An 18,649-nucleotide genomic window follows, 5' to 3' on the forward strand; every position below is an offset into this window, starting at 1 on the left:
AATCCCTAACTCATTCTGACTATTGTGCCAGTTGTGCTTCGAGTAACTTGATTTGTTCCTCTTTGAGTTTAATCAGCTCATCCGCATCACTATGCTGTTGCTTCAAGCTTTTTTCCTGCTCATTGAGCTGTTGCTGAATATCTTCCAGTTTGGCAATTTCTTCTTTCGCCAAAGTGGCATTCTCAGTAACTTCTTCTCTTATAATAGAGGCATCGACCAGAACATTTTCAGAAGTAGGCACAATTTCTTCTGGTTCAGGTTCTGCTTTAGGTGCGGCTTGTGTCACCGGTGCATGCATCAAGTCACCCTGATGTGCTGGTAATGTTTCATTTTGCGTGAGAAAAAACTGTGTAATTATTAAAACAGCAATAATCACAACAATTAATCCACTCACTATTCCCCATAAAAGTTTAGGATTTTGTCGATGATCTAGAGTCATTTAGGTTCCCGAAATTATTCTTTTGGCTGACGGGGTTTAAACTGAATCACACCAATTTCATCCGGAACGGCTGGTGACTCAGGTTCCTCGATATGGGTAGGACGGTTTTCTTCATACCCACATTCGATACATTCAATCCATTCAGCTTCACCAGAGGTCAGCATAACGATCCGATCCAACGCCTGACATTTAGGACATTTTGCGCCTGCAATGAAACGACGTTTGATAGCCATCATACTCACCCTGTGATTTACTTAAAAACGTAGTTTAAGCGTTTTTAGAGCGGTTCGTCCAACCTTGATGACGTAACAAAGCATCTATTTTTGGCTCGCGTCCGCGGAAATTGATAAATGCGTCAAGTGCTTTATCTTTTCCGCCAACTGCTAGAATTTTTTGTCTAAACTGCTTTCCGGTTTCAGTGTTAAAAATTCCTTCTTCTTCGAAGCGATCGAAGGCATCACTGGCCAAAACTTCTGCCCATTTATAAGAATAATAGCCCGCTGCATATCCACCCGCGAAGATATGACTGAAGCTGTGCTGGAATCGGTTATATGCTGTAGTAGGTAAAACGGCATATTTTTCACGAATTTCGTTCAAGGTTGCCTGAATCTGTTCAGCATTCAATGCCGGATTGGCACGGTGAATGCTCAGGTCGAATAAAGCAAATTCCAGCTGACGCAAAGTTTGCATACCGGACTGGAAGAAACGGGCATCCAGTAAGGCTTTTAACAAGTCAGCAGGTAAGACTTCTTTGGTTTCGATATGTTCGCTGAGCAGGTTTAAACTGTCCTGATCCCAAGCCCAGAATTCCATAAACTGGCTTGGTAGTTCGACAGCATCCCAATCCACGCCATGTGTACCAGCCACGGCAATATTGTCCACCTCTGTCAGCATATGATGCAGACCGTGACCAAACTCATGGAACAATGTAATCACTTCATCATGAGTCAGTAGTGCAGGGCGGTTACCCACAGGTGGAGTAAAGTTTGCTACCATATAACAGATTGGTTTTTGCAGGCCTTCAGCAATTTGCATGCGTGAACGGAAGCCGCTCATCCAGGCACCGCCACGTTTGTCCTGACGTGCATAGAGATCGAAATAGAAACCGCCAATCACTTCGCCCTGATCTTCCAGTTCAAAATAACGCGCATCTGGATGCCAAACTGGCGCTTCACGTTCAACCACCTGAATGTCATATAAACGTTTCAGGATACTGAACAGGCCTTGCAGAATTTTTGGAGCCGGGAAATAGGGTTTTAGCGATTCCTGAGACAGATTAAACTGCTGCATTTTCAACTTTTCAGAATAGTAACTGCTGTCCCAGGGCTTTAATTCAGTAATAACATCTTTAGCAGCAATGGCTTTCAGTTCAGCCACTTCCTGTTTAGCAGGCGCACGGGCATGTTCCGCCAGATCACGCAGGAATTCATCAACAGCTTCGACATTTGGCGCCATTTTGCTGGCCAGTGAATATTCGGCATAGTTATTAAAGCCTAATAGTGCTGCCATTTCCTGACGTAATTTCAGGATTTCTTCCATGATGGCTGTATTGTCAAATTCAGTCTGTTCGGACTGATCTGACGCGCGTGTGGTATAGGCTTTATAGAGTTCTTCACGCAGGCCACGATCTTCGGCATGAGTCATAATTGCCAGATAAGACGGGAAATCTAAAGTGGCAACCGGCTGATCCAGTTCACGTTGCTGGCCATACTGTTTTAAGAGTTCAATATTGCTTTCAGACAGCCCCGCTAATTCTTCTTCCTTAAGCGGTCTGAAATAAGCTTGAGTTGCATCCAGTACATGATTGGAGAAATCTGAGGAAAGTTGTGACAAACGTGCAGAAATTTCCGCATAGCGTTTTTTTGCTTCACCCTCTAGAGCTACGCCTGACAATTTAAAGTCACGTAGCGCCAGTTTAATTGCACTTTGCTGGGCTTCCGGTAGTTCATTGAAGACCGGTGCATCCTGTATATGTTGATAGGTTTGATATAGCGCTGTGTGCTGGCCTAGCTGCGTATAGTAATCACTTAGACCCGGTAATAATGCCTGATAAACATCACGGGTTTCACTATTATTCATGACTGCGTTGAGATGCGACAAAACACCCCAGGACTCGCTCATATTATTTTCTAGCGTATCAACCTGTTTCAGGACCGCAAGTTGTTCCTGGACAGTATCAGGTGTCTGGTTCAGTTCATTTAGAAATTGCAAACCTTGCTGAATGCAGTTTTCAATTTTTTGTTTAAGATCTGCCAGCGTAATCTGATCGAATTGTGGAACGGGTAAAGTTGCTTTTTCTAATGTCATGTCGTTTCTGCCGAAGTCATTTCCTGTGTTAAATCTAGATGTAGGGCTTATTGGCAGGGAAATCAAGCATACGACGGTACTATTTATTCGACTTCAGACTGGATTCTGATCTCTTGAATTTCATGCACAATGCTGCCTAAATTACTTGTTGTAAGCTTAAGCTGTAGTTCAACGGGTTTATTTTGATAAAGCAGAAACTCAGAAGCAGATAACTCCATAACCGGTAAATGTCTATATTCTGTGTCAAAGGCATAAGAGATATGATTTCGAACACCTTTGAATTTCCCAGCCTGAGTAGTAATCGAAATACTGTTAGTTTCGCCTGTTAGCTTCGTATAAAGATAGGGTGGATAGGTGGTCAGATTAATCCAAAGTGCTGAGATCATGACCGAAGGAAAGATAAAAAGACTATAAAATTTGGGGCGCTTTCTGAAATTACGCCAATGATAAGGTGGAAACCATAAACCATGCTGTTTGAGTCTGAAAAAATACAGCAATATCCCAATACATATGACACAGCTTATAATCAATGCAAAATACTTCGTAAGTGGCGTTGCTACAAAATTAAAATACTTGAGCGCAATAAAGCCACTGAGGATCAAAATCGTAAAAATTAGAATCGCATAGATATGCAAATGTTGTTTATTATTTGATGCAATAAGCATGATATTTTTTTAATCTTTATTTAACTGAATTATAAAATAAAAAGAGCGCCGTAGCGCTCTTTTTTTGATCATCAAAAATTATTCAGTCTTGGCTTTTGCATTCGACTTTTTCTTTTTGATCTTGGCTTTTTTCTTTACTTTATCTTTAGCCTTTGCTTCAGACTTTCCTGCAGATTTTTTAGCAGGCTTTTTGCTGTAGGAACTGGGCTTGGATTTGTCTTTTTTGCGTCGTATGGGCTGTTCTCCATCATCACTGGGCTGGGCTTTTTGCGCACGCTCATGATTATTGAAGACTTCCTCTTTTGCTTCCGGACGTGGTGCAGGTTTTTTTTCTGCGACACGTGGAGCACGGGCGCGAATTGGACGACCCGCATGAGTCAGTTGCTGGATCAATTCAAAGTCAATTTTGCGTTCTTCCAGATTGACTCCAGCGACCTTGATCTTGACTTCATCACCCAGACCAAAGATCTGGCCACGGTTCTGGCCGACCAGACTCTGGCTGCTTTGATCAAAGACAAAGAAGTCATCGCCCAACTGGCTAACATGCACCATACCATCGACATAGAGGTCTTTCAGCGTGACAAACAAACCAAATTCAGCCGTTGCACTGATAATTCCGACGAACTCTTCACCAAGATGTTGCTGCATATAGTGACATTTCAGCCAGGTCGTTACAGAGCGGGAGGCTTCATCAGCACGGCGTTCTGTCGCTGAGAAATGCTCACCGGCATCATCTAAAGATGCACCTGAAATTGGATATGGCTTTTTACTCAAATGAGCTTTGATAGCACGATGTAATAACAGATCCGGGTAACGGCGAATTGGAGAAGTGAAGTGTGTATACGCTTCATAAGCCAGACCAAAGTGACCAGCATTGTCGGCACCGTAATAGGCCTGCATCATGGAGCGTAATAACACGGCATGAATACTTGGCGCATCAATCCGATCTTTGGTCGCTTCAATCACCGCTTGATAGTCAGCTTGGGTTGGCTGTTCCGGGAATGGCAGACCCAGCAGTTTCACGAAATCACGAACTTTCTGGATACGTGAGAACTCAGGGGGTTGATGCACCCGGTACAGCATCGGTATTTCATTTTTCAATGCATATTCAGCTGCTGCAACGTTGGCTAGCAACATACATTCTTCAATCAGCTTATGCGCGTCATTGCGGGTACGTGGCAGAATCTCATTAATACCACCCAGCTCATCGAAAGTCATATAGGTTTCAATGGTTTCGAATTCCATCGCATTACGTTCAGCACGTAAGCCTTTTAGAATCTGATACAACTGGAACAGGGTATTTAGTGATTTACGTACACTACGATCTTCAGTGATTGCTGTGCTATCACCTTCAAAATACTTCGCGACCTGGTCATAAGTCAGACGTGCCTTGGAATGCATGACTGAAGGATAGAATTCATAACCAGTGACTCGGCCAGCACGTGACAGTTTCAGGTCGCAAACCATGCACAGACGGTCGACATTCGGATTTAAAGAACACAGGCCATTAGAGAGTGCTTCAGGCAACATTGGTAAAACGAAGTGCGGGAAATACACGGAGGTTCCACGTTCTTGCGCTTCATCATCCAGTGGTTTGCCTGGACGTACATAATGACTCACGTCAGCAATCGCCACGACGACACGATAACCACCGCCCGGACGTTTTTCTGCATAGACCGCATCATCAAAGTCACGTGCATCTTCCCCGTCAATGGTGACAAGCGCTAAATCACGTAGATCGACACGGCCTTCACGGTCTTTCGCAGAAGGTTCTTTAAAACTTTCCGCTTCTTTCAACACTTCTTCAGGAAATTCATACGGCAGGCCATATTCCAGAATCGTCTGTGGAATGATGATTTCGGTATCGGCTTTATCTGCCATCGACTGCACAATGTGGCCAGTCGCAAATTCTTCTTTGGTTGGGTAGGTATCAATTGCCACGCGGATTGAATCGCCGACTTTGACCTTGGCATGCTCGATCAGCTCTTTTTCTAGAGTAATTGGCTGATGTGCATTTGGATTGGCTGGCTGAACAAAGTATTCGCCTTCATATTCAGACACTTTCCCGATGATCTGTTTGACACGATGCTGCAAGACTTCGGTAATAAAGCCCCAAGCTTTACCTTTGCGGTCTACTGAGGTCTGACGGACTTTGACACGGTCACCGTTAAAGACCTGACGCAATTCACGCTCAGGTAAGAGCAGGTCATCTTCACCTGAAATATTGGCTGTACCGCTTCCCTTGGAGTTGATATATACCGTTGCTTCATGCTCAGGCTGTTCCGCCGCGATCTGGAACTTGTAACCGTCTTTCATTAATTGCCCGTCACGTACCATCGCAATCAGACGATGGCTCAGGGCATCAATACTTTTTTGATCGGCAATTTCAAAATATTCCACCAGGTCAGCATGGGACAGGGCAGTTTTTTCTTCTATAGTTTCGAGAATCAGGGTACGGCTTGGAATAGGGTTGTCATAACGTTCGGCTTCAGCTTTTGCTTCAGGATCGACCCAATTTTTCATCATATCTTTAAAGTGTCCTTGGAGATAGGTTTAGCATAAGTCATGTCAGTGCAGACTGCACGTAAATGATTGCAATAATCTGTTTAAGTTTTCGATTTTTGGCTAATTTTGGATAACTGGAAATTTATCGGGTTTTTCAGGACTTAAATGACTAAAAATAGGGAAATTGTTTAAAAAGTATTTAAACGAGCAAAAATATGCAGTTTTTTTTCAAGCTGTGCTTGCAGTGCTATGCCGAAATTTGTATTATGGCGGCACGTTACGGTGAGATGGGTGAGTGGCTGAAACCACGTCCCTGCTAAGGACGCATACGGGTAACTGTATCGAGGGTTCGAATCCCTCTCTCACCGCCACTTTACTTATGTCGCGCTCATAGCTCAGCTGGATAGAGCACTTGGCTACGAACTAAGGGGTCGGGAGTTCGAATCTCTCTGAGCGCACCAATAAGTAAATCGGAAAATAACGTAGTCTAATAAAGACGACACAAGTTACGCGCTCATAGCTCAGCTGGATAGAGCACTTGGCTACGAACTAAGGGGTCGGGAGTTCGAATCTCTCTGAGCGCACCAACTTGAACAATGAACCGCACATGTTGCGGTTTTTTTGTGCCTAAAATTTACAGAATCCGCCTGAATCACATGCTAAAAATAAATCCTAGATGACTCAATAAAAATAAGGGCATGGTGATGAGAAAAATTATTGTCCAGGAATTTCTAACTCTAGACGGTGTAATGCAGGCACCCGGCGGTCCGGAAGAGGACACATCGGGTGGCTTTCAATATGGTGGCTGGGTGGCGCCGTATTTTAGTACTGAACCCGATGCAGTATTTGATCGCATCATGCAAAAATGGATGCAGTCTACCGATATTCTGATTGGTAAGAATACCTTTCAGATTTTTGAGCCTTACTGGCCGAAGCATGCTGAAGACTGGCCAGGAATTAATGAAGTGAATAAATATGTGCTATCCACCAGTTTGGATCACTCGGACTGGCAAAATACGATCTTTCTAAAAAGTATTGATGAGATCATTAACCTGAAGGCTTCAGGGGAGGAGGATCTTCGGGTGTATGGCAGTGCCGCAGTGGCACAGGCCCTTTTTAAACATGATCTTGTGGATGAACTCTATTTAATGACCTTTCCTGTGATATTGGGCAGAGGAAAACGTCTATTTGCTGGAGACTCTATGCCAGCAGCATTTGCACTGACAGATCATCAAGTGACTTCAAATGGCGTGGTATTGAGCTGTTATCAGCGGGCAGGCAAGGTTAAAACTGGCCTGGTTGGAGAATAGCTCTATTAGGCTGTGAGCAAATGAATATGAGGTCACTGAAAGATTAATTTAGCTAATCCTGAAATTTTGCCAAGTCTGGGTTATTGCTTTTAACTCTAAATTCGCAGGAATTTTCATCAAAAAAACTGAAATATTGTAGTATCGTTTAATTACTGTACGTTCGGTTATAATTTTATTAAAAAACACTTAACAAGTGCTGAAAACTCTATATAATGCACCCCATCAAGACGTCGCGCTCATAGCTCAGCTGGATAGAGCACTTGGCTACGAACTAAGGGGTCGGGAGTTCGAATCTCTCTGAGCGCACCAATCTTGATAAAGAATTCTGAAAAAACCGCACATTGATGCGGTTTTTTTACGTCTTTAGTTTTTAATTTTTCATATAAAAAACCAATAATTAGACATGAACTTAAGATTTTAATTTCTGCTGTACTTTTAAGGCATAGACGGTATTACCACCAACTGCCGGCAACATGTCATGATAGGGAAGGCTGCGCATGGCTTTCAGTAAAAAAGGCGCCTGATCATGAATTTTCATGGAACTGGTGATCTGGAATAGCGTTCCCTGAGATTGCGGCAAAAGCTTCATTCCACCCCGTACAAATTTTAAATCTCCGCCATTGGCATAGAACTGGTTTTGTAAGGTATTTGGCTGTTCAAAACGCATTTTAAAATTAAAGGGAATCTGAATGACGCCCAAGCCGACTGATACCTTGTAGTTGGCATCAATACTTTGCGGATCGACTGGGTTCAGTTCCACTTTTTTGATCTGTCGCGGAAAGAGTTTCTGGCTGGCTTGAGCCGATAACCAAGGCTGCAGCTTCTCAGTCGGATGCGAGAAATATTGATAGGTGGTATTGAATCTTAGATTTTCTGAACTTTTGCCGGTCTTAACCTGATAATTGGGCAAAATAAAGCTGACAGGCTGTCCTGATTTTTGACTAAGCTGGGCAATTTTCTGAGTTTGCTGATTACTGAGCTGAACTTGAGGCACTGCCGTATTTAAAGCTATAGCGGAAGAATATTTAAAACGCTGCTGTAAAGCTTCAAGCAGAAAGGCATTGGTGCCGGCGGGAATACCAAGTTTGGCTTCAGGCAGGGCATTTAGAATCTTGCTAAATAGAAAACCTTGTGGCTGGTTCAGATCGCCCCATTGCGTCACTGTCACTAAGGTTTTATTGGGAGCTAGTGCAAACCATTCCAGCTTTCCGGCCCCATAGGGAATTGGTGCATCCAGAATTAGTGTGCTGATACTGTTATTTTCCAGATGATGCTGCATCACTACAGTTTCTTTAAAGTTTAAGACTGGGATTGGAGTGGGAATATGCACCTGATATTTGACTTGTTGAATACTACCTTGCTGTTCAATCACCTTGGCGGATTTTAGGGTCGGAAACAGGCCGACATAATTCGGATAATGTTGCAGTAATTTTTCGACTTGTGCTTCGGATGCAGGCAAGACTACAGCCGCACTATAAAACTGGGATTTGCTACTAGAAGCCGTTTTAAAAGTCGGTAGATGGGTTTTGCTGGCAGGATGCGCATAAATCAGGATACGCTCGCCAGTGAGTTCAGCCAGTTGCTGAGAATTGCCTTGAAATACATCAAGACTGCTTGGCAGATTAGGGGTCCATGGCGTTATTTTTGCGAAAGCCGGTGAGATTGCAAATAAGGTACTACTCATCAGCAAATAGGGGATCAATCCTTTCATCCAATATCCTATTGTGTGTTTTTTGTTTTAATGATGATTTATTTAAAACTAAATTCAGTTATTTCCAAAGCAAAGTTATGTAATTGATAGCATAAGCCATGAGTTTTAAGCATATTTTGATATAGTATGGATCAGGATTTTATATTTTTGATGTAATGCTATGACTGAGTCAGCACCGACTTTATCCACCCGTTATTATCTCACTCTAGAAGAATCTCAGGATGGATTTGCCCTGGCCACTTTTGGCAAAAAACAGATTTCACGGTTTCTGACGCCTTTGGTTAGCATCGGAATTATTATCTGGGGCTTTTCGATGGGCCTGAATGGGGTTGGTCGTTATTATGTGGCTTTGGGTGCCTTCTTTCTGATTCTACAGGGCATCATGCGTTACTGGTTCCTGCCGATGATGTTTAAGCGCCAGTTTGTAAAATACCAGTTTGGGAAAAGTGAACAGGGCATTGACCTGTTTCAGGACTATGCAGAAATTTACAATAACGGGCGTAGCAAGGTCGTGCATTATAATGAAGTACAGAGTTTTGCCATCGGCAAACTGACCTATATGCTGGAACTGAAAAACCGTACAGTGGTGATTGTGCCAAAACGTGCCTTTAAAGATGGTACTGAGCAAAGCATTTTCGAGAATACCTTCAAGAAATAAGACAGATCAAGAACAGGAAAGAGATCATGAGTACACGCCCATCAAAAATTGTTTGTGTCGGTCGCAGTTATGCTGACCATGCCAAAGAGCTTGGAAATGCGGTACCTGATCGTCCTGTGTTGTTTATCAAGCCACCGAGTGCTTTGACTGCACTGGATGCTGGTATTGAATGGAATCCGGACTGGGGTAACTGTCATTATGAGTGTGAACTAAGTTTGCGTATTGACCGTACCTTAAGCAAGGAAAATGATCCTGCCAAAGTTTTGCAGGCAATTGGTGCTGTGACTTTAGGTCTGGATCTGACCTTACGTGATCTGCAGGATGACCTTAAGAAAAAAGGTCAACCTTGGGAACGGGCCAAAGCTTTTGATGGTTCTTGTATACTCGCAGACTGGGTGTCAGTAAGTGATGTGATTGCTGACTGGAAAGATGTGCACTATACGCTGGAGATCAATGATGAGCTGCGTCAAAAAGGCGATACAGCTTTATTGATTTTTGATATCGCAACTTTATTGGCAGACATTAGTCAGGTATTTACACTGGAAGAAGGTGATGTAGTGATGACCGGTACACCAGCAGGGGTGGCAGCCTTGCAATCGGGTAATCAATTGAAAATGACCCTAAAAGGCCAAAATCAGGATTATGTCTGGACGACATTTGTAAAGTAAGACCGGATTTTTGAGATCAAGGAGCCGAAGGGCTCCTTTATTTTGTTTAGAAAAGTGTAATGAGTAAGGGATAATTTATCAGACTGATCAGGCACGGTTGCCATTCAGTTTCTAGATATAAATTGGATAGCGTCTAAATCGTTTCTTACGCATCACGAATATTGCCTGAATCCCCCCATTGTATGTCTATTTTGATGTTATATCTTCTACTTCTAACATTTTTAGTATGTAGCGGCTCCAATCAAGAACGGGAATATATTTGAATCATCGTCAGGCACTAGATGTCAAAGCATCTGCCATCATGTTTGTACTGTGTATGTTGTGGGGTTTGCAGCAGGTCGTACTGAAGTGGGCGGCCAGTGATATTTCTGCCCTGATGCAAATTGCATTACGTTCAGCCTTATCTGCACTTATGGTTTATCCTTTAATTCAGCAGAGTGTACGTCGTCAGCTTTGGAATGCACGATACTTATCTGCGGGTTTACTGGTTGGTGTGCTGTTTGCCGCTGAATTTTATCTGGTGGGTGAGGCGCTGCGTTATACCTCAGCTTCGCATACCATTGTCTTGCTCTATACTGCACCAATTTTTGTGGCTTTGGGCTTGCACTGGAAACTGCCGGCGGAACATTTGTCTCATGTGCAATGGGGAGGAATTTTTCTTGCCTTTAGTGGTATTGTGGTGAGTTTCCTGCTGCGCCCGCAGACAGGATCTGCTTTACAATCTCATGCCTTATGGGGAGATTTTCTGGCGCTACTGGCGGGCGTGTTCTGGGCAGCCACGACCGTGAGTGTACGTTTGAGCTCGCTGGCTGAAGCGCCTGCAACCCAAACCTTATTCTATCAATTGCTGATCGCTGGCATAGTGTTATTGCCTTTGTCCTTTTTGACTGGACAAGCCAGTATTCAATGGACAACTTTGTCGATTTCCAGCCTGATTTTTCATACGGTGGTGATTTCCTTTGCCAGTTATCTAATCTGGTTCTGGATGTTGAAACATTACCTGGCTTCACGCTTAGGAGTATTTTCTTTTTTAACCCCAGTATTTGGCATGCTGTTTGGCGTTTTAATTCTAAATGAGCATGTCGAGATCAATTTTATTGTCGGGACCTGTATGGTAATGCTGGGTGTAATTCTGGTGAGTTTACAGGGATGGTTAAAGAAGCCTGAGCCTCAGATCAAGACTCAAACCTCTATATAAAAATCCGTTCAATGAAAATAACGACACTTAGTTTTTGGATTATAGCTTTAATGACAGCAAGGATGATTATCTGCTGACAATTGATCCAATTCATTTAAAAAAATCCTCTCAAAAGAGAGGATTGAATTTATTTACTGCGGAACAGTTCTGATAATGGAAAACTGAGCTTTTCTTCCAGAAACTGATCAGTTTCATTCAGTTTAGGTGAGAACTTTTGCATCCAGAGATCATCAGTATGCACATCAGTCAGATGCTGTTTGCGCGGCAATGGATAAGGAAGCTGTAGATAAAAATTCCAGAAGCTGACCTGATCCAGATCGCGTACCAGCACATATTCATTGTCATCTGTACGTTTAATCAGATTCTGTTTTTCAAACATGCTGACATAGCTAGGCCAGCGTCCAATTTCATCCCGTCCCAAAACTTCTAGTGCCTGGGCTTCACTGACACTTTCACCAGTTTTCTGCTTTTTATAAAACAGTTCTAATAGATCCAGCAACATGACGATTGGATGGCGCTTATTGTCCTGTCCAGATTCGAATGCAGTCAGGGCATAGCTGATTTCCACGCCCAGCAATACAATAATCCAGGACAGATAAATCCAGAGCAGGAAAATAGGGACAGCTGCGAAAGCTCCGTAAACAATTTCATAACTGGTAAAGTTTGACATCAAAAAGCCGAACAGGTTTTTCAGAAGTTCGAAGACGATGGCACTAAACAGACCAGCAATAAAAGCAGATTTGAGCGGTACACTCCGATTGGGAATAGTCCAGTTCAGAATAAAAAAGCCAAGCACGGTCAGAGAAAAAGATATTACCCAGAGAATAAAGGCACCATCCAGTTCATAACCGGCAAAGTTATTACTGAGAATATTCATGGAGGCCAAAGTAGACGAAATCACAAAGGCGCTGCCCAGCAAAATTGGACCAAGTGAAATTATGGTCCAGTAACGCATAAAACCGATAATGCCACCGCGGGTTTCAGTCACACGCCAGATCCGGTTAAAGACCGTTTCGATACTACTGAGCATCAGTACTGTTGTGATAAATAAGAAAAGAATACCGATAATAGTTAAATTGCTGGACTTCTCCGTGAAGGCATTGAGGGCTTTATCGAAAGCGATCGTTGTTTTAGGTAAAAAGTTACTATAGATCAGCTGTTGGAGCTGTTGTCGTGCCGGTTCCAATGCTCTGATTGAAGAGATAATGACCAGAAACACGGTCAGCATCGGAACTACAGCAAACAGGGTAGTATAGGTCAGTGAACCAGCCTGCTCACGACATCGGTCAGCCTCGAAACGCCGTAGTACAAATAAAATAAATTGAAACCAGTGTTTTTCATAAAAAGGTAACTTCTTTAAATATTCAACGATCATGCGCTTTCAATCTCAATTTTTTTATTCATCATGAATTTTCATTCTTCAGCTTACCCAAAAAAGTTGCGAAATACCGTATAGTTTTATTTTTTTAAGTAATGAATAAGAACTTTATGCAACCTTATGTCCTTGTTTTATATTACAGCAAATATGGCTCAACCAAAGAAATGGCGCATCTGATTGCGAATGGTGTTGAAGCAGCAGGAATGGCTGTAAAAATTCGTACTGTTCCAAATATTGCGACTGTAGTGAAAGAAGCAGAGCCGAGTATTCCGGCAGAAGGTGATATCTACTGTACTTTAGATGATCTTGCCCAGTGTGCTGCTTTGGCATTAGGTTCACCCACCCGCTTTGGGAATATGGCTTCAGAAATGAAATACTTCTGGGATCAGACCACCAGCTTATGGCTGAATGGTGCTTTGCATGGTAAGCCAGCCTGTGTTTTTACCGCGTCAGGCTCAATGCATGGCGGACAGGAAAGTACTTTACTGACGATGCTACCGCCATTGTTTCATCATGGCATGATGATCATGGGATTAAGCAATGCGACACCAGCGCTGTCTAATACTAAAAGTGGTGGCACGCCTTATGGCGCAAGTCATGTGAGTGGCCCACGACATGACCAAGGCTTAAGCCAGGATGAGAAAATTTTGTGTGAAGTACAGGGTAAACGTCTGGCCGAAGTTGCTTTAAAACTCTATCAGGCTTAAGAAATTAATTAAAAAAGGAAATGAAGAATCAGCTTCATTTCCTTGATTTTATTAATCTTCTTTTTGATCTTTTTGATCTTTTTGATCTTTTTGATCTTTTTGACTGAATCTATGTTTGCAATTCAGACACTGATAATCCAGAAACAGATTGCGATCTACAGAAATACCTGCTTTTTTACCTAAGAAGTTTCCGACCACGCCACCAGTAATGCCTACGCTGATTGCGCCTACGAAGGTTCCAACTGTGCCGCCTACAATTACCCCTAAAGGACCTGCGACTGTTCCAATGGCAGCACCAATTGAAGCGCCAGAGGCTGCGCCACCTACTGTGCCCGCAGTGGCACCAGCTGAGGTCATTAAAATACCACCAATTTTTTTCAGATTCTTTTCGTGATCGCGTAGCTCAATTTCCGTTGAACCACATTTAGGACATTGCATAGGATTTTCCATCAGCGATTAGTATTTATTCGTTTTAAGCAAATGTGTGATATGGAACCTTACTTAGACAAGTAATTATTCAGCACATCCGGCTCAACAGTATGTAGGTTCTGAATATTGAAGTCAGGAACATTTCATACCAATTTGATTCTAGTGGAATTTTATTCAGAGAAGTTTAGCTGAGTTGTAAATACATGCATTTTCCACTAAGAAACCGGTGAAACTGGTACAAGGACCTCCTATTACCGATATTTTTACCCCTTTTGATATGGCTTTATCCTGTTTAAAAGGGCAATTACGTAATGATGTCAGCTTCTCTGTGGGTGCGATTCTGGATCAAACCGGTAAAGATGTGGTGACCAATGGAGGTAGTGGGAAAATGGTCACTCAAGGCGCTGGAGATATGGTGCAGTCTGCTTTATTTCAGGCGGGAGTCAACTTAATGAACCGACGTGATCCCCGAATTATTGAAAGTGAAGCCAAGTGGGGGATTCGGGATCCAAGACAGATTCAGGCCTCTGATTATTATGTGACTGGCAGTATTAACAGTCTGGATTTTATTCCGGGGGGTGGATTTGATATGCAGATTGCGGGTGTTGGCCCGAACTACAGTCAAACCCGTATTATGGTTGGTCTGGATTTATCTCTTACCGATACACGTACGAGTAAAGTCGTTACGAATGTATCGCTGCAAAAGCAGATTGCTGCACAGGATTATGGTGTCAGTGCAGGGCGGTTTACTGGACGTACCTTGTTAAATGTTCAAATCGGTAAAGGAGAACGTGAGGCGACTAATTTTGCTTTACGGCAAATGTTGAATCTGGCCACTTTTGAATTACTCAGTCAGGTCGTTCCACCTCCAGTCTTTGCAGGTTGCCGTGCGCAAATACCACCTGAATATGGTCAGCTTAATCTGACGCGAAGTTCTGTGGCTTTGCATAAGTACAAAAAAAGTCAGGAGCAAAATAGTATAGCGTCCAGTACTGCTGTTCAGGAGTCAGCTGCAACAGAATCTTCTTCATCCAATGAAAAAAATAAATCGACCAATTCACCGAGTAAGGATACGAAGCCACCTAAAAACAAAGAATCCGAAGTGATTCAGAATCCTGAAGCAGATCCTGAAATGAGTAAACAAGATTTAATTAAATATATCAGTAAGAAAAAAGCTTCATCTTCTTCAGGTGTAGTAAAGAACGAAAAAAATTCGCAAGAAACGAATTCTAAAGAAAAAGAAGAGGACAAGGTATCCATGTTGTGGGATGCCAATCCTGAAGTTATAGAAAATTACTGGTCAAGTTCTCAGCGTGATTAATTGACCAGTAAAAATGGGCTCGCTCCCATTATGAGAAAGAAATACTGAGCGAGAAGTATTTCAAAGCTAAAAAAGGAAAAACAACGATGAAAAACACGATCAAAACAATCGCTTTATCCGTCGCTTTCCTGTCTGGTGCAGGTATGGCATATGCTCAAGATGATGAAACACCAACTGAAGTAACCGTAGATACTGGTTTACAAGCGACCCTGGAGTCGATCTCTCAGCAGGTGGAAAATGGTTCTGCCTTGAATCTTGCAGTAAATACAGGTGATGTTGATGCCAGCGTCGATTTACAAGCATTAGGAGAGGTATCAAGAGAAGCACAGGATGCAATTAGTTCAATTGAAGGTACGATTGAAACTACAGCAATTGGCGCCGCGAATACAGGTAGTATTACACTAGAGCAAGGCAGCTTTAATAGCGTGATATCAGACGTATCAGATGAGACATATAACTATGACTTCAGTGAAGTTACCAGTGCAACTAATAACTCAGAAACTGTAGAAGAGCTCTCAGAGGTTGCTGATAGTTCAGACATCTCAGAAGTAGTGAGTACTACACTGGCGACCAACTACAGTGAGCAAATCAATGAAACTTTAAGTAATTATAGTGCAGCAAATATTGCTTACAATGCAGGTACCATTGATGCATCTGTAAGTGCAATTGCAGAAGGAACTCAAACTGCTGTTAACAACAGCATCACAACTACCGCCATTGGTGCTGTCAACAGCGGTAGTATTACTGTGACTGTCAAATAGTTTATTGTTGAAAATAAACCAAGGGCCTAACTATTGGCAGATAGTTAGGCCTCTTATCTTATAATAATATCAGCTTAAATTGTTGTTATTTGTCGGATAATAAATTCTTGAAGCTTTAGCTGTTTAAAAATTTCATAAGAAAAAGTCGGAGTACAATTATTTACGTGCAGTCGAAAATAGATAGTTTTATAGCTATGTTTTAGTTATTCCTAGCTAACAGAAATTAAAAAAATCCAATAAAAAAGAGTGCCGAAGCACCCTTTAAAATATTCATTTGTAAATTTAATCTCGAACAAATTCGACAGTACCATTTGCCAAAGATTTCACACGCGCTAATGATTCAACGCGGTAACCTTTTTCAAGTAACAAGTCACGGCCTGGCTGGAATGATTTTTCAATCACAATCCCGATCCCGACCACTTCAGCATTCGCCTGATGAATCAAGTCAGCAAGACCCAGTGCTGCCTGACCATTTGCCAGGAAGTCATCAATCACTAAAACCTTGTCAGATGAACTAATGTGTTTATTTGAAATGGCAATCGTGCTTTCAGTCTGTTTGGTAAATGAAAATACTTTAGAACGGTATAAATCATCTTTTAAAGTGAGAGACTGGTATTTGCGTGCAAAAATCACTGGAACACCAAGCTCTAAGCCTGCCATGACTGCAGGCGCAATACCGGACGCTTCAATGGTAATAATTTTGGTAATACCAGCATCTTTAAACAGACGCGCAAATTCCTGACCAATTTGCTGCATCATGATTGGATCAATTTGGTGATTTAAGAAAGAATCAACTTTCAAAACTTCTTCAGATAGAACGATACCTTCGGCTAAGATTTTCTGTTCTAGTGCGTGCACGGGAGAATCCTCAAGAGCAGGTGCTTTTTAAAGCAAAAGCGTATTGTAAAAAGCACCCAAAAAAAATCAAGCGAAATTCACCAAAAAACCTTAGTTCGTTTTACCGTTATAGCTGGTCAGCAATAAACCGTAAGAGGTTTTCTTGTCGACATGCGATACTTTGACTGGTAAGTAGTCCAGTTTCGGTGCTAACCAGAAAGTAGTTTCACGGCCTGGTTTGTTGTGTTTAATCACTACTTTAATGGTACTAAATGAACCATATTTGGTGCTCACCGTTTCTGTACCTTGTTTGACGAATTTACGGCCTTCCACTTCTTTGGCATCAGCAATGTAGTAATTCGATTTTAAACCACCATTTTTCAGGTCTTCACGAATCTGCAATTCAGCATTTAGCTCATCCAGTACATCTGCTCTCCAGGCAAAAGAACGTTTTTCATCATCTTTCTTGGTACTGATCGTTTTGCTAGAAGGATTAAAGTTAATACTCATGGTGTTGCTATGCACCAAAATCTTACTGGTACGGCTGAAACTGCTTGAACCAATTTTGCCATTATTGAAAGTAAAACGGCTGGTTTCAGTCGCTGAAGCAACGCCACCCGCTTTGGCTGCAAAAACATAGGTCCAGTTATTACCAGATTTGCTCAAGGTACGGGTAGCAGAACCCATATTTTTTCCATTGTAGCTAAACTGATAATTGGCTTGGAAAGGCGCCATGGCGAAGGTCTGGGTGGATAAACCAGTAAGTACCATTGCGGTAGTCAAGCCTGCAGTCACCCCTAAAGTTTTGAATACAGTTTTCGCCATAAAGAATTGTCCTGTGTAATTTCAGATAAAATTGATCACTTTCCACTTTTTATTATTTGGTCAAAATGTGGAAAATGAAGGGAGATTTTCAATAAAAATGTATATTTCATGTAGTTACTGGTGTGTTTGTTTAGGTATTGAATTACACACAGTTTAAGTCGGTTCTTTCTGTTTGATCGGTGTGACTTTATTGTCATCCATGTCGTCTTCGTCCCATTTCTCTTCTTTTTCCTGAGAAAGCTTTCTGAACAGGGCTGCAAGATTCACATTACCAATTACGACGAGCTCAGCTTCACGAAGTACTGCATGGTTCACATGAACCTTACCAAGCGTCTCAATCACCGAGCGGTTTTTACCTAACCAGCGGTTTAAATCCAGATGCAATAAATCATCTTTTACTTTAATAACGCCCAGTTTTTCCAGAATCATGCCAAGAGGGTCCTTATTCAGCACGCGCTGATAGAAAAACAGGGCGAATCGTACCCCCAGTTTATAAAAGACATTTGGGTATTTGGCTTCAATCAACTGGGTATCACTGATCTGTTCAAATACAATGAGCTGCGTATTCTTATTCAGCTCCATTTGCACCAGTTTTAAATCAACCGATAAGGTCACGTTCAGACCTTTATAGTCCAGCGTGGCATAGAGTCGTAACCAGTCATCATGCAGATCGGCATGCAGATCTTTCAGCATGGAAACATTGTCAGTGACAAAACGTTGAAATGTCGCATTCAGGAAAACTTGAGACAAAGGAAATTCGCGTTCATCCTCAATAAATCCTTCCGCCTTTTGATATGCCTGGCGAATTTTATTAGAAATATTGGAAATTAGCGTTTGCATCTTTAAGCGTCCTGGCAACTATATGTTTTAATTCGAAGTGTATCTTGTCGAATTGTATAAAAAATACAAGAGTTTCAGCTTGCAGTTTAG

General features: G+C 42.2%; 17 protein-coding genes, 4 tRNA genes and 1 pseudogene. 11 read left to right on the forward strand and 11 right to left on the reverse strand.

Annotated features, from left to right (window positions below; genetic code table 11):
* Nucleotides 1-19 precede the first annotated feature (19 nt).
* The 5 genes from G5T77_RS05685 to rnr form a co-directional block, all read right to left on the reverse strand.
* Nucleotides 20-439, reverse strand: a complete 420-nt coding sequence (locus tag G5T77_RS05685) for a hypothetical protein (RefSeq protein WP_034169654.1) — start codon at nt 437-439, stop codon at nt 20-22.
* 14 nt (nt 440-453) lie between these two features.
* Nucleotides 454-666 carry a YheV family putative zinc ribbon protein gene (locus G5T77_RS05690; protein WP_171064841.1) on the reverse strand — a complete coding sequence of 71 codons (213 nt, stop codon included), beginning with the start codon at nt 664-666 and terminating at the stop codon, nt 454-456.
* A 40-nt stretch (nt 667-706) separates the two neighbouring features.
* Nucleotides 707-2,746: a M3 family metallopeptidase gene (locus G5T77_RS05695; protein ID WP_166135572.1), complete on the reverse strand. Its 2,040-nt coding sequence runs from the start codon at nt 2,744-2,746 to the stop codon at nt 707-709.
* An 83-nt stretch (nt 2,747-2,829) separates the two neighbouring features.
* Nucleotides 2,830-3,411, reverse strand: coding sequence for a hypothetical protein (locus G5T77_RS05700; RefSeq protein ID WP_166135576.1), 582 nt, complete (start codon nt 3,409-3,411; stop codon nt 2,830-2,832).
* Nucleotides 3,412-3,489: 78 nt separating this feature from the next.
* On the reverse strand, nt 3,490-5,937 hold the full coding sequence (gene rnr / locus G5T77_RS05705; RefSeq protein ID WP_034706378.1) for a ribonuclease R: 2,448 nt from the start codon (nt 5,935-5,937) through the stop codon (nt 3,490-3,492).
* Nucleotides 5,938-6,197: 260 nt separating this feature from the next.
* Between rnr and G5T77_RS05710 the strand changes: the two genes are divergently transcribed.
* The 5 genes from G5T77_RS05710 to G5T77_RS05730 all read left to right on the forward strand — a co-directional run bounded on the left by G5T77_RS05710 (nt 6,198) and on the right by G5T77_RS05730 (nt 7,535).
* Nucleotides 6,198-6,287, forward strand: a tRNA-Ser gene (locus tag G5T77_RS05710).
* Nucleotides 6,288-6,300: 13 nt separating this feature from the next.
* A tRNA-Arg gene (locus tag G5T77_RS05715) sits at nt 6,301-6,377 on the forward strand.
* Between the two features lie 49 nt (nt 6,378-6,426).
* A tRNA-Arg gene (locus tag G5T77_RS05720) sits at nt 6,427-6,503 on the forward strand.
* Between the two features lie 117 nt (nt 6,504-6,620).
* Nucleotides 6,621-7,226 (forward strand): dihydrofolate reductase family protein, encoded by a 606-nt coding sequence (locus tag G5T77_RS05725; RefSeq protein ID WP_166135579.1) that lies wholly within the window; start codon nt 6,621-6,623, stop codon nt 7,224-7,226.
* Between the two features lie 232 nt (nt 7,227-7,458).
* Nucleotides 7,459-7,535, forward strand: a tRNA-Arg gene (locus G5T77_RS05730).
* A gap of 100 nt (nt 7,536-7,635) precedes the next feature.
* On the opposite strand, the gene G5T77_RS05735 is transcribed toward G5T77_RS05730, so the two are convergent.
* Complete coding sequence (locus tag G5T77_RS05735) at nt 7,636-8,937, reverse strand: SRPBCC family protein (RefSeq protein WP_166135582.1); 1,302 nt, start codon at nt 8,935-8,937, stop codon at nt 7,636-7,638.
* Between the two features lie 160 nt (nt 8,938-9,097).
* Between G5T77_RS05735 and G5T77_RS05740 the strand changes: the two genes are divergently transcribed.
* From G5T77_RS05740 to G5T77_RS05750, 3 genes are all read left to right on the forward strand, one after another.
* On the forward strand, nt 9,098-9,595 hold the full coding sequence (locus tag G5T77_RS05740; protein ID WP_104425699.1) for a YcxB family protein: 498 nt from the start codon (nt 9,098-9,100) through the stop codon (nt 9,593-9,595).
* Between the two features lie 26 nt (nt 9,596-9,621).
* Complete coding sequence (locus tag G5T77_RS05745; protein WP_166135585.1) at nt 9,622-10,263, forward strand: fumarylacetoacetate hydrolase family protein; 642 nt, start codon at nt 9,622-9,624, stop codon at nt 10,261-10,263.
* A 259-nt stretch (nt 10,264-10,522) separates the two neighbouring features.
* Nucleotides 10,523-11,461 (forward strand): DMT family transporter, encoded by a 939-nt coding sequence (locus G5T77_RS05750; RefSeq protein WP_166135588.1) that lies wholly within the window; start codon nt 10,523-10,525, stop codon nt 11,459-11,461.
* Nucleotides 11,462-11,588: 127 nt separating this feature from the next.
* Here the strand turns inward: G5T77_RS05750 and G5T77_RS05755 are convergent, their stop codons facing one another.
* Entirely contained in the window at nt 11,589-12,836 is a 1,248-nt protein-coding gene (locus tag G5T77_RS05755; protein WP_159122614.1) for a YihY family inner membrane protein, read from the reverse strand.
* 113 nt (nt 12,837-12,949) lie between these two features.
* On the opposite strand from G5T77_RS05755, the gene wrbA reads away from it, so the two are divergent.
* Nucleotides 12,950-13,546: an NAD(P)H:quinone oxidoreductase gene (gene wrbA / locus G5T77_RS05760; RefSeq protein ID WP_166135591.1), complete on the forward strand. Its 597-nt coding sequence runs from the start codon at nt 12,950-12,952 to the stop codon at nt 13,544-13,546.
* Nucleotides 13,547-13,597: 51 nt separating this feature from the next.
* Here the strand turns inward: wrbA and G5T77_RS05765 are convergent, their stop codons facing one another.
* Complete coding sequence (locus tag G5T77_RS05765) at nt 13,598-13,996, reverse strand: hypothetical protein (protein ID WP_166135594.1); 399 nt, start codon at nt 13,994-13,996, stop codon at nt 13,598-13,600.
* A gap of 196 nt (nt 13,997-14,192) precedes the next feature.
* On the opposite strand from G5T77_RS05765, the pseudogene G5T77_RS05770 reads away from it, so the two are divergent.
* Nucleotides 14,193-15,296 (forward strand): annotated as a pseudogene (locus tag G5T77_RS05770) (CsgG/HfaB family protein); the annotation flags it as partial.
* An 86-nt stretch (nt 15,297-15,382) separates the two neighbouring features.
* Nucleotides 15,383-16,057: a hypothetical protein gene (locus tag G5T77_RS05775; protein WP_004786838.1), complete on the forward strand. Its 675-nt coding sequence runs from the start codon at nt 15,383-15,385 to the stop codon at nt 16,055-16,057.
* Nucleotides 16,058-16,339: 282 nt separating this feature from the next.
* Here the strand turns inward: G5T77_RS05775 and G5T77_RS05780 are convergent, their stop codons facing one another.
* From G5T77_RS05780 to G5T77_RS05790, 3 genes are all read right to left on the reverse strand, one after another.
* Complete coding sequence (locus G5T77_RS05780; RefSeq protein WP_004786836.1) at nt 16,340-16,915, reverse strand: xanthine phosphoribosyltransferase; 576 nt, start codon at nt 16,913-16,915, stop codon at nt 16,340-16,342.
* Between the two features lie 90 nt (nt 16,916-17,005).
* A complete protein-coding gene (locus G5T77_RS05785) occupies nt 17,006-17,719 on the reverse strand; it encodes a DUF3108 domain-containing protein (RefSeq protein WP_104425708.1) in 714 nt (237 codons plus the stop codon).
* A 153-nt stretch (nt 17,720-17,872) separates the two neighbouring features.
* Nucleotides 17,873-18,559: a hypothetical protein gene (locus G5T77_RS05790; RefSeq protein WP_004786832.1), complete on the reverse strand. Its 687-nt coding sequence runs from the start codon at nt 18,557-18,559 to the stop codon at nt 17,873-17,875.
* Between the last annotated feature and the right edge of the window lie 90 nt (nt 18,560-18,649).

The sequence above is a fragment of the Acinetobacter sp. GFQ9D191M genome (assembly GCF_011174875.1).
Taxonomy (GTDB): Bacteria; Pseudomonadota; Gammaproteobacteria; order Pseudomonadales; family Moraxellaceae; genus Acinetobacter.